The organism is Hyalangium sp. (assembly GCF_035629615.1).
In the GTDB taxonomy this organism is placed as follows: domain Bacteria; phylum Myxococcota; class Myxococcia; order Myxococcales; family Myxococcaceae; genus Hyalangium.
On the sequence record NZ_DASPHO010000305.1, the window covers coordinates 1 to 11,495 of the forward strand.

Here is an 11,495-nt window from a genome sequence, read left to right on the forward strand (position 1 = left end):
TCTCCAGCGCGGAGGGCGTGCGCTTTGCCCAGGGGCTGGGGATCTGCCGGGTCGTCGTCCCGCGTGAGCTCTCTGTCGCGGAGATCCGCAAGCTGGCGGGGCAGACGGCGGTGGAGCTGGAGGTCTTCATCCACGGCGCGCTGTGCATGTCCTGGAGCGGCCAGTGCCTCACGAGCGAGGCCTGGGGCGGCCGCTCCGCCAACCGGGGCCAGTGCGCCCAGTCCTGCCGCCTGCCGTACGAGCTCGTCGTGGATGGGCAGACGCGGGAGCTGGGGGAGGTGAAGTACCTGCTCAGCCCCAAGGATCTCGCGGGCGTCTACGCCGTGCCCGAGCTGGTCGAGATCGGCGTGCACGGCCTCAAGATCGAAGGGCGGCTCAAGGGGCCGGCCTACGTCTCTTCCACCGTGGGAGGCTATCGGCGCTGGGTGGAGGGCATCCTCGCGGGCGCGCCTGACGAGGCGCAGCTCAAGCGCGACCTGGCGGACATGGCGCTTGCGTACAGCCGGGGCTTCTCGCACGGCTTCCTCGCGGGCTCGGATCATCAGACGCTCGTCGAGGGCCGCTTTCCCAAGCACCGGGGCGTGTACCTCGGGCGGGTGCGATCCCTCTCCGGCAAGGAGGTGGTGATTTCCCCGGATGAGCGCCCGTGGACGGGAGGGCTCGGGCTGGGCCCGGAGCGCCCGGAGAGCCCCGCCGGGCAGGTGTCCTCGCCCTTGAAGGGAGAGCCCACGCCCGACGCCGTGGAGCCGCGTCCTGGCATGGGCGTCGTCTTCGATGCGGGCAGGCCCGAGGACAAGAACGAGCCCGGTGGCCCCATCTTCCGCGTCGAGCGCCGAGGCGAGGGGTGGGTGCTGGGCTTTGGCAACCCGGGGCCGGATCTGGGGCGCGTGGCGGTGGGGCAGCGGGTGTGGATCAACAGCGATCCTGCCCTGGCCCGTCGCGTCGAGAGCCTGCTCACCCAGGGCGAGCCCGAGGGCCGGATTTCCCTCGAGCTGAAGATCTCGGGTTCGGAGGGGAGCCCGCTCCGCATCGATGCCAGCGCCTGGGGCCATGTGGCCTCGGTCGTCAGCGCGATCCCGCTCGCTCCGGCGCGAGGGGGAGGACTGGACGAGGCGCTCCTGCGGGACAAGCTCGCTGCCTTTGGAGGCACGCCCTTCCGGCTGGCACGGCTGGACGGCTCTGCGCTGGTGCCGGGGCTGCATCTGCCCGTCTCCAAGCTCAAGGCGCTCCGCCGTCAGCTCGTCGCGGAGTTCACTCCCGCGGTGGAGAAGGGATACCGGCGGACCGTCGTGGAGGCCCCGGTGCTCGACACGGTGCGCGCTTCGCTCGGGGGGCGTGCGTCCACGGGGTCTGCCGAGGAGTCCGCGCGCCTGCTGCCCCTGTGCCGCAACGACGCGCAGCTCGAGGCCGTCATCGCCGCGGGGCTGCGCGAGGTGGAGCTGGACTGGATGGAGCTGGTAGGCCTGCAGCGGGCGGTGGAGCGGGCCCGGGCTGCCGGGCTGCGCGTCACGATCGCGACCGTCCGCGTCCAGAAGCCCGGCGAGGAGGGCTATGACCAGCGCATCGACCGGTTGCGTCCGGACGCGGTGCTGGTGCGCCACTGGGGTGCGATGATGCACTTCCTCGAGCGGCCCGCGGGCCAGCCGCGCCCGGTGCTGCATGGGGACTTCTCGCTCAACGTCACCAACTCGGTGACTGCCGCGTACCTGCTCGGGCTGGGGCTGGACACGCTGACGTGCTCTCACGATCTGGACGCCACCCAGCTCTTCGCGCTGCTGGAGCATGCGCCCGCCCACCGCTTCACGGTGGCGCTCCACCATCACATCGCCACGTTCCACACCGAGCACTGCGTGTACTCGCACACCCTGTCCAACGGGCGGGACTTCCGCACCTGTGGCCGTCCGTGCGAGCAGCACCAGATCTCACTGCGGGATCGGCTGGGGCTGGATCACCCCGTCATCGTCGACGTGGGTTGCCGCAACACCGTCTTCAACGCCCAGGCCCAGAGTGCCGCGTCGCTCGTGCCCCGGCTCCTCGAGCGCGGCGTGCGCAGCTTCCGGGTCGAGTTTGTCCGGGAGTCCCAGGAGGAGGCCGCGCGCGTGCTGTCCGCCTACCACGAGCTGCTCGCGGGGCGGCTGTCGCCCGCCGAGGCCATCCGTCGCGCGGCCGTGCACGAGCAGTTCGGGGTGACGAAGGGCACCATGAAGGTGCTCAGCCCGCCGGCCGCGGCTCCCCGCTGAAGCGTTCCGCCCGAGCGACGCGCACTCTTCGAACCTGTAGGGCTGTCTGACAGGTTGGGCGCGCCAGGGACAGACGCGGGTCACTCAATGGAGCGGGCTGTACTAGGGTTCGACATGATGCAGGTTGCTCTCATGGGCTATGGGCGGTTCGGTCGGGCGCTCGGCTCGTTGCTGGAGGAGTCCGGCATGGGCTACCGGGCCCTGGATCCTCTCGTGGAGGTTCCGGCATCGCATCGCGCACGCTCGTTGCCTGAGCTCGTAGCCGGGGCCGAGCTGGTGGTGGTGGCCGTTCCCGTGCCCCACATGCGCTCCGTCCTTCAGGATCTGCGCCCACACCTGAGGCCCTGGCAGCTCGTGCTGGATGTGGGCAGCGTGAAGGTGAAGCCTGTGGAGGCCCTCGCCGAGGCACTGGGCACCGAGGTCCCCTGGGTGGGTACTCATCCGCTCTTTGGGCCGCTCAGCCTGGCCATGGCCGAGCGGCCGCTGCGCGTGGTCATCTGTCCCAATCCGCTGCACCCGGAGGCCGCTGGGCGCGCTCGTGCCTTCTACGAGCGGCTCGGCTGCGAGATCGTCGAGCAGACGCCCGAGAGCCATGACCAGGTGATGGCCCACACCCACGCGCTGACATTCTTCGTGGCCAAGGGAATGATCGATGCCGGCACGGGGCTCAATGTGCCGTTCGCTCCCGCCAGCTTCAAGTCGCTGGCCCGCACCATCGAGACGGTCCGCTCCGACGCCGGGCACCTCTTCGCCGCCATCCAGCGGGAGAATCCATTCGCCTCCGAGGCACGGAGCCAGCTGCTCACGGCGCTCGAGGCCATCCACGAGGCGCTCGAGCGCCCTCCTCCCGAAGCGGGTGCCCCAGAGGCGGGGCGCATGGCGATTCCCACCTCGGAGGTCCGTTCTTCCGAGCTGGCCGAGTACCAGTCGCACCTCGATCAGCTGGATCGGGAGCTGATGTCCCTGCTGGCTCGAAGGATCCAGCTCGCCCGGCGCACGGACCGCGCCGGAGCCCAGGCGGGGCAGGGCGGCGATGCGGCCCGTGAGGAGTCCCTCCTTGCGGAGCGGCGCGCCTGGGCCTCCGAGCTGGGGCTGGAAGAGCCCGAGGCAGAGGTATTCTTTCGCACCCTTCTCCGGCTGTCCCGTCGTTCCGGAGGCACGGGGCTCGGCAAGCCGTGACCGGAGGCGTTAGCGGGCCGCCGGGCGCGGAGGCAGGTGCCGGGTGTCCGCCGCCGAGAGGTTTCCGAGCTCCGGGCCCTCGACGACCCGAGCGGCGATGGACGCGGCCACGGTGGCAGCCTCTGGAGCCGAGGCGCCCCGCGCGACCGCCAGCGTGAGGGCGATCCCGAAGACATCCCCCGCACCCGTGGGATCCACCTCGGTGGCGGGGGCCGCGGGGATCTCCCAGTGCTGCGTGCCCTGCCTCACGCTGGAGCCGCGCCGGCCCCGCGTCAGCGCCACGATGAGGCCCTGGCGGGTGAGCTGCTCGGCGATGAACTCGGCCTCGGGGTGATCCTCCTCCGAGAAGACGGCCGCGCCCAGCCCTCGGGGCGGCTGGGAGGCCTCGCTGGCGATCGTCGGCTCCACGGTCCCATCCGCCCCCGGCCGCCGCAGCCAGCCCTGGAGCCCCGCGCAGATCAGCTTCGAGCGCAGCCCCTCGACGAGCCCGCGGTCGCACTCGCCCGCCACGGGCGCCACGTAGGCCACGGGGATGTCGCGCCACGCGGGGGGAATGTCCTCGGCGTGGATGGGCCGGGCCACGGCCCGCTGGATGACGCGGCGGCGCGGCCCGCTGTAGTCGAGCTCGAAGGTGGTCACCTCGGGGCTCGGCAGCACGTGGATCGAGAGCCGGGGCAGCGCCCTCAGCGGGGCCATCAGCGAGAAGTCGGGAGGCGCCGAAGTCACGAGCGCCGTCTCGATGCCCAGCGTCGCCGCGACCCGTGCGGAGAAGGAGGCGGCTCCGCCCAGGCGGGTCTCGCCCCGGATGAAGTCGCGGGTCACATGGCCGACGACGAGCAGCTCGGGAAGTGGAGTCATCTCCCCCTAGCTACGCGAAGTCCCCCTCCCTCGTCGAGCGGCAGGGTGCTCGCATGGGGGGCAGCCAGGACTCAGAGTGGAGAGAAGCGGGAAAGCGCATTCAGGGATCCCCAGAGAGGGCAGGGCCGGGCTACATTGCGCCCCCGCCAACGCTGTAAGGGCCCGGCGAGGGGTGCTTCAACAGGGACCGCGGCCCAGACATGAGGGGACACACATGCGGAGTCACCAGATACGGGCACTGATTGGATGTATGGCCATCGTCCTGGCCGCGGCATGTACCAAGGGTGAGGCGCCGAAGCCGGCAGGCCAGGAAGGCACGGCTCAGGCCCCGAGCACGCCGCGCAAGGACATCAAGATCGCCGTCGTCACCCACGGGCAGGCGTCCGACACGTTCTGGTCCGTGGTCAAGAACGGGGTCGAGAACGCCGCCAAGGACAACGGCGTCACCGTCACCTACAACTCCCCGCAGACCTTCGACATGGTGGCCATGAGCCGCCTGATCGACGCGGAGGTCGCCAAGAAGCCGGACGGCCTGGTCGTCTCCATCCCCGACGCCAACGCCCTCTCGAACGCCATCAAGTCCGCGGTGGCCGCGGGCATCCCCGTCATCTCCATCAACTCGGGCAGCGACGTGTACAAGCAGCTCGGCGTGCTGCTCCACGTAGGCCAGACCGAGTACGAGGCAGGCTTCGGCGGCGGTGAGAAGATGGCCGGCGCGGGCGTGAAGAACGCCCTGTGCGTCAACCACGAGGTCGGCAACGCGTCGCTTGATCTGCGCTGCAAGGGCTTCCTGGACGCCGTCACCAAGGCGGGGGGCACGGGCAAGGTGCTCGCCGTGAACGCGGCGGATCCCACCGACTCCCAGCAGAAGGTCACCGCCGCGCTGGGCGATGGCATCGACGGCATCATGACCCTGGGCCCCCTGGGCTCGAAGGCCGCGCTCGCGGCGCTCAAGCAGGGCGGCACCGTCGGCAAGGTGAAGCTGGGCACGTTCGACCTGACGCCGGATGTGCTCGCGGGCATCCGGGACGGGGAGCTGGAGTTCGCCATCGATCAGCAGCAGTACCTGCAGGGCTACCTGCCGATCGTCGTCCTGTCCCAGTACAAGCAGTTTGGAGTGCTGCCGGCCGGTGGCATCCTCCCGACGGGCCCTGGTTTCGTGACCAAGGACAACGCGGCTCGCGTCATCGAGCTCAGCAAGCAGGGCATCCGGTAGGAGTACATGCGCAGAATCCTCAACCGCCCCGAGCTCGGCGCAGCCTGCGGCGTAGTGGCCATCTGGGCCTTCTTCGCGCTCTACGCTGGCGGATCCGGCTTCCTGTCCCGGGCCGGATCCGCGACGTACCTCGAGATCGCCTCGGAGCTGGGGATCCTGGCCGCCGCCGTCTCGCTGCTCATGATCGCCGGGGAGTTCGATCTCTCCGTCGGCTCCATGATCGCCGCCAGCGGCATGACGATCTCGCTGCTGTGCGAGCGGCTCGGCTGGTCCATCTGGGCCGCGATCGCGGTGGCCATGGTGCTGTCGCTCGGGGTGGGCTTCGCCAACGGCCTGGTGGTCGTCCGGACGCGGCTGCCCTCCTTCATCGTCACGCTCGGCTCGCTGTTCATCCTGAGCGGGTGCACCATTGGCATGACGCGGCTCGTCACCGGCCGCACCCAGGTGGGCGGGCTGCACGAGGCGCTTCACTACGGCTCGGCCGAGGCGCTCTTCGCCAGCCGGATTGGTGGCTTCTCCGTCAGCGTCCTCTGGTGGGTGGGCATCACCGTGCTGGCGACGTGGGTGCTGCTGCGCACGCGCTTCGGCAACTGGATCTTCGGAGCCGGCGGAGCCCCTGATGCCGCCCGCAACCTGGGTGTCCCCGTGCCCAAGGTGAAGATCGCGCTGTTCATGCTGACCTCGCTCTGCGCCTGCCTCATCGCCACGTTCCAGGCCGTGAAGTTCACGGGCTCTGACGTGCTGCGCGGCACGGGCAAGGAGCTCGAGGCGATCCTGGCCGCCGTGCTCGGGGGCACGCTGCTCACGGGCGGGCATGGCTCGGTTGTCGGCGCCGCGTTCGGTGCCCTCCTCTTCGGCATGGTGCAGCAGGGCATCGTCTTCGCGGGTGTGGACTCCGACTGGTACAAGGTCTTTCTCGGAGCCATGTTGATCGTCGCGGTGCTCGTGAACACCTACGTCCGCGGCAGGATGGCGGAGGCGCGGCGATGAGCGAGCCTGTCGCGGCGCCCCAGCCCCCCCTGCTCGAGGTGGTGAGCCTGGCCAGATCCTTCGGCAAGGTGTCGGCGCTGGAGGAAGTGTCGATGAGCGTGCGCGCGGGCGAGGTCATGTGCGTGCTCGGCGACAACGGGGCCGGCAAGTCCACGCTGATCAAGATCCTCTCCGGAGTCCACCTGCCGGATCGCGGGCAGATGTTCATCGCGGGCAAGGCGGTGCGCCTGCGGTCGCCTCGGGACGCGCGGGATGTGGGGATCGCGACCGTCTACCAGGACCTGGCGATGGTCCCCATGCTCTCCATTGTTCGGAACTTCTTCATGGGCGCCGAGCCAGTGAAGGGCTTCTGGCCGTTCCGGCGCTTCGATCTCCAGGCTGCCGACGTGATCGTTCGCGCCGAGCTGGAGAAGATGGGCATCCACGTGCGCGACAGCTCAGAGCCCGTGGGGACGCTCTCGGGTGGGGAGCGCCAGTCGATTGCGATCGCGCGAGCTGTCTACTTCGGCGCCCGGGTGCTCATCCTCGACGAGCCGACCTCGGCGCTGGGGGTGAAGCAGGCCGGCATCGTGCTCCGCTACATCACCCAGGCCCGGGCGCGGGGCTGTGGAGTGATCTTCGTCACGCACAACCCGCACCACGCCTGGCTCATCGGCGATCGTTTCACGATCCTCAACCGCGGGCGCAGCCAGGGCACCTTCTCCAAGGATCAGATCACGCGCGAGGAGCTCATCCAGCGGATGGCCGGCGGGCGCGAGCTGGAGGAGCTCACGCACGAGCTGGGCGAGCTCGTGCGGGCGGACTCGCGGCGGGTGGCCTCGCACGAGTGAAGGCCGAGGCTGCCGTGTGGGTTACTTGAGGCCGCCGGAGGCCGCCACGGCGAAGATCATGAGGACGTAGAGCCCGCAGCTCAGCAAGACGCCCAGCGCGAACACTCCGAGCGCCCCCGCCACGGCGACACCGGTCGTCGTGCGGTGGAGCGCCTTGTAGGCGAAGACCTTGAGCACCAGGGACCAGAACGGGGCGATGTAGAGGCCGCAGATCGGGATCGCTCCGAGGATGTACGGCGCCATGGCAAGCGCGGAGCCCCGGAGGGTGGTGTCGAACCCCCGAGGCTTGCCGAACATCATCATCACCAGGTGCTCGAGGCCGGTCATGATGAGGGTGAACACCAGGCCGAAGATCGGCAGGATCAGGGCCATGAGGCCGTAGGAGCCCGCGAGGATGGCACCGATGGGGACGGTGCTCTTGTTGCCCTCTCCCAGGAAGGAGGGGAGCATGGCCCCGAAGGCCGCGAAGATCATGAACGTGGGGAAGAAGGTGATGAACCACGCCACGATCGTGAAGAGAATGGAGCCGCCCACGTCCCCGTCGGGCCGCGCGGTCGCGAACGTGACTCCCGGGCGCAGCAGGAGCGGGCCCAGCGACTTGAACCAGGCCTTGATCCAGCCGTGCTCCTCGCGGTAGTCCCAGGGGAGCTGGCTCGTCTCCGCGCGGGCCACGCAGGCGGGGCAGAGGGGATCCCCCGTGGGGGACTCGCTGAGGCACTCCTCGCACGCGAAGGTGCCGCAGCGCATGCACGTCGTCACGGCCTGGCGATCGGGGTGGATCGCGCAGGCGGCCTGGATCGCTCCTTCCAGCCCGGACATTTCCTACACTCCTGTCTTTGGACAGAGGTCATTCAGCGGGCAGGCGTCACACTTCGGCTTGCGCGCCGTGCAGGTGTAGCGCCCGTGGAGCACAGTGGCCGGACCGAAGAAGGTCCACTGATCCTGGGGGACGAGCCGCATCAGCTCCTGCTCGATCTCCTCGGGCTTCTCGCGCTTCGTGAGCCCCATGCGCTGGCTGACGCGCGCCACGTGGGTGTCGACGATGATGCCCGAGGGGAGGTTGAAGGCGGTGTTGAGGACGACGTTGGCCGTCTTCCGGGCCACGCCGGGCAGCGTCACCAGCTCGTCGACGGTGCGGGGGACCTCGCCGCGGAAGCTCTCGAGCAGCCCCCGGCTCATGCCCTGGACCGACTTCGCCTTCTGCTTGTAGAAGCCCGTGGGCTTCAGGTCCTCCTCGAGCGCGGCGGTGTGGGCCTCGGCGAAGGCGCGGGGGCCCTGGTACTTCTGGAAGAGGGTGGCGGTCACCCGGTTGACGCGCTCGTCCGTGCACTGGGCTGCGAGGATGGTGGCCACGAGCAGCTCGAAGGGCGTGGACCAGTGGAGCTCGTAGCGCGCATCCGGGTGCGCCTGGCGCAAGCGGGCGAGGAGGGCGGGGACCATCTTCTGAGCGGGAGGCATGGAGTGCTCCCGGCAGGGTAGACCAATGGGGCGGAGGAATCGATCAGGGATCGCTCCTCCCGCGCATGCTCACACCCCGGTCGCCGCGCCCGGCTCCTCGGTGGAGGTGCGGCGCATGGGCTGAGCCTTGCCATAGGTCAGCGAGCGCCACACCCACTCGACGGGGCCGAAGCGGAAGCGCGACAGCCACAGGTGGCTCACGCCGATCTGGAGGACGAAGATACCAATGGGGAGGGCCACGATCGCCTTGGGCCCGAGCGTGCCGATGAGCCCCAGCCCATACCCGTAGAAGATGAAGAGGCTGATCACCGTCTGCGACAGGTAGTTCGTCAGGGCCATGCGGCCCACCGGGGCGAGCACCGAGAGCACCCGCTGCCAGGTGGAGCGCTGGAAGAGGAGGGTGAAGCCCGTCAGGTAGAACGCCGCGAGCCCCACCTCGCCGAGCTGCCGCACTGGCCACATGGCGAACGGGAGCCACGGGAAGTCGTCGAGCTTCAGCACCTTGTAGAAGGAGAGCATCTGCATTGCGGCACTGGCGCCGGTTGCGATGACTCCCACGCCCAGGCCCCAGAGGAGCACCTTGCGCAGGAGCGGCAGATGCTGGGTAGGCTCGTGGAAGATCCTGTTTCGGCCCGCCACCAGTCCCAGGAGGAACCGGCCGAAGATGGCCAGCATGGAGGGGATCAGCGGCCTGATGAACTCCTGGAGATACCAGGTGGCGTTGGCTCGGATGACGTCGAGGTAGATGCCGCTCTTGAAGGCCACGAGGAGCTGGGCCCTGAGGGCCTCGGAGTTCTCCCGGGCCGTCTTGGCGGCTTCCGCCATGTTTCCGGACGGGCCTAGGAGCTCAGGGAGCCGGAGGAGGACCATGCCGGCGATCGGCGCAACGAGGATGAGTGCGGCGGCCCAGATGAGCAGGGTCTTGTCCAGGCGGTTGCGGAACAGGAGCAGCCCGAAGCCCAGCAGCGCATAGGTGGTGAGGATGTCTCCGAACCAGAGCAGGAAGAGGTGCGAGAGGCCGATGAGCAGGAGCACTCCCAGCCTGCGGGCGTAGAGCGGGACGATGGAGGCACCGCGCTGCTCGGCCCGCCCCATCTGGACGGCGAAGCCCAGCCCGAAGAGGAACGAGAAGAGGGTGATGAACTTCCCGAACACCAGGAACCCCGTCGCCCGGATCGTCACGTGGTCCAGAAGGGACGCACTGGCCAGGGTGGCTTCCATCTGGGCTCGAGGCAGCAGGAACCGGCCGCTGAACCACATATAGGTGTTGGAGATGAAGACGCCGCAGAGCGCGAAGCCGCGCAGCGCGTCAAGGAGGGTCAGGCGCTCGTTGCCATCGACCGGGCGAGCCTCTGCGAGAGGCGTCGGCACAGCGGCAGGGGAGGAGGTCATGTCTCTGGAAGTACGGCGGAACCGCTGCCTGCTTGCTCGTATTCCTGGGGAGCACTCAGGGCAGGCAGAGGAGCTGATAGCGCCGCTCATCGTGGCGCTTCACTTCCTCCAGATCGACCCGGCAGCTGCGCTCCACGCTGTCGAACGGGGAGACGCGCTGGAGCACCCGGCGCAGCCGACCCTGGCGGGCCTTGAAGTCATCAGGCGATACGTAGGCGCGGATGTTCCGGTAGACGCCCTCGAGGATCTCGCAGACCCGGCGCGGGTTGCCGTTGTAGTACTCGCCGCGGCCGTGGACCTCGACATAGAGGATGGGCTTGTCGGGCCGGGACAGCGTCGCGGTCATCCCGCTGAGCACGTCGACCTCGAAGCCCTCCACGTCGATCTTCACGAAGTCCACGCGGGGGAGGTGTCGCTGCTCGATGAACAGGTCCAGCGGGGTGACGGGGACGGGGATGCCGGAGGCGCCTTCCGGGGCGACGAAGCCGTTGAGCCCCGGAGTGAAGGTCACCGTGCCTTCCTTCGCGCCCACCGCCAGCTGGAGGGCGTGGCAGTTGGAGAGGTGGTTGCGGTGGAGGTTGGCCTGGAGCTCGGCGAAGTTCGTCGGCTCGGGCTCGAAGCAGTAGAGCTGGCCCGAGTCGCCGATGCGGCGGCGCAGGTACATGGCCAGGTAGCCGATGTTGGCTCCGACGTCGAAGACGACCATGCCAGGGCGCAGGTGTGGCTCGATGAGCTCCAGGTCCGCCAGGAAGCGCTCGCCCTGGAGGTAGAGCAGCATGTGCGTGGTGCTGCGCTGGGCCTGGAGGGCGAAGTCGTAGCCGAACAGCGGGCGGTGGACCTCGAGAGGCTGAGCCCCGTTCAGCCCCAGCAGCAGGCGCGCGGTGCGGAGCTGACTGAAGGGAAAGAAGCTGTGGGCGAGGCGCGCGGCCCGGAGCGCTGGCTTGAGCGGGAGCATGTGGGGACCCGCGGGGTTCTAGAGCAGCCTGGGAGTCCGGGCAAGGCGATGGAAGAGGAAGAGGGTGCCCCCATGGCCAGAGGGGCATCCAAGCGCATGATTCTCATGGTGGAAGCCCTGGGACCGTGGGCTCCGGCGGTGTGCCGGTATGCGCCCTGTATCCACTTCCGGTCCACTCACGATAGATGTTCGCATCCCCGGTATTGGGAACCGCGCGATCAAGTTCACTCCATGAACATCAACGACGCTCTGGAGGACGCCCGAAAGAGATGGGTCGAGACCTGCGCGAGCAGTGACGTCGGCCTGTGGTGGATCGCAGACGATGTTTGCCAGCTCAGCCCGGGAGTGTCTGAGAATGAGATCCGTCTTGAGACCCT

At 69.1% G+C, this 11,495-nt stretch carries 10 protein-coding genes; 5 read left to right on the plus strand and 5 right to left on the minus strand.

Features of this window, described 5'->3' with window-relative positions:
* Together VD972_RS15430 and VD972_RS15435 are read left to right on the plus strand one after the other, a co-directional pair.
* A partial coding sequence (locus VD972_RS15430) for a DUF3656 domain-containing U32 family peptidase (RefSeq protein WP_324987462.1) occupies positions 1-2,240 on the plus strand: 2,240 nt, incomplete at its 5' end.
* A 114-nt stretch (positions 2,241-2,354) separates the two neighbouring features.
* A complete protein-coding gene (locus tag VD972_RS15435) occupies positions 2,355-3,419 on the plus strand; it encodes a prephenate dehydrogenase/arogenate dehydrogenase family protein (RefSeq protein WP_324987465.1) in 1,065 nt (354 codons plus the stop codon).
* A gap of 9 nt (positions 3,420-3,428) precedes the next feature.
* On the opposite strand, the gene VD972_RS15440 is transcribed toward VD972_RS15435, so the two are convergent.
* Entirely contained in the window at positions 3,429-4,277 is an 849-nt protein-coding gene (locus tag VD972_RS15440) for a PfkB family carbohydrate kinase (protein ID WP_324987468.1), read from the minus strand.
* A 250-nt stretch (positions 4,278-4,527) separates the two neighbouring features.
* Between VD972_RS15440 and VD972_RS15445 the strand changes: the two genes are divergently transcribed.
* From VD972_RS15445 to VD972_RS15455, 3 genes are read left to right on the plus strand one after another with little or no spacing between them, the layout of a single operon-like run.
* Positions 4,528-5,493 carry a sugar ABC transporter substrate-binding protein gene (locus VD972_RS15445; protein ID WP_324987471.1) on the plus strand — a complete coding sequence of 322 codons (966 nt, stop codon included), beginning with the start codon at positions 4,528-4,530 and terminating at the stop codon, positions 5,491-5,493.
* A 6-nt stretch (positions 5,494-5,499) separates the two neighbouring features.
* Positions 5,500-6,483, plus strand: coding sequence for an ABC transporter permease (locus VD972_RS15450; protein ID WP_324987473.1), 984 nt, complete (start codon positions 5,500-5,502; stop codon positions 6,481-6,483).
* The gene (locus VD972_RS15455) at positions 6,480-7,313 is read left to right on the plus strand and encodes an ATP-binding cassette domain-containing protein (RefSeq protein WP_324987476.1); all 834 of its coding nucleotides are present in this window, start codon (positions 6,480-6,482) and stop codon (positions 7,311-7,313) included. Before VD972_RS15450 ends, VD972_RS15455 begins: the two co-directional genes overlap by 4 nt.
* A 21-nt stretch (positions 7,314-7,334) precedes the next feature.
* Here the strand turns inward: VD972_RS15455 and VD972_RS15460 are convergent, their stop codons facing one another.
* From VD972_RS15460 to VD972_RS15475, 4 genes are all read right to left on the minus strand, one after another.
* Entirely contained in the window at positions 7,335-8,132 is a 798-nt protein-coding gene (locus VD972_RS15460; RefSeq protein WP_324987479.1) for a YIP1 family protein, read from the minus strand.
* A gap of 3 nt (positions 8,133-8,135) precedes the next feature.
* Positions 8,136-8,771 carry an endonuclease III gene (gene nth / locus VD972_RS15465; RefSeq protein WP_324987482.1) on the minus strand — a complete coding sequence of 212 codons (636 nt, stop codon included), beginning with the start codon at positions 8,769-8,771 and terminating at the stop codon, positions 8,136-8,138.
* Between the two features lie 69 nt (positions 8,772-8,840).
* Positions 8,841-10,163 (minus strand): DUF418 domain-containing protein, encoded by a 1,323-nt coding sequence (locus VD972_RS15470; protein ID WP_324987485.1) that lies wholly within the window; start codon positions 10,161-10,163, stop codon positions 8,841-8,843.
* A gap of 55 nt (positions 10,164-10,218) precedes the next feature.
* Positions 10,219-11,118: an FkbM family methyltransferase gene (locus tag VD972_RS15475; protein ID WP_324987487.1), complete on the minus strand. Its 900-nt coding sequence runs from the start codon at positions 11,116-11,118 to the stop codon at positions 10,219-10,221.
* Positions 11,119-11,495: the final 377 nt, after the last annotated feature.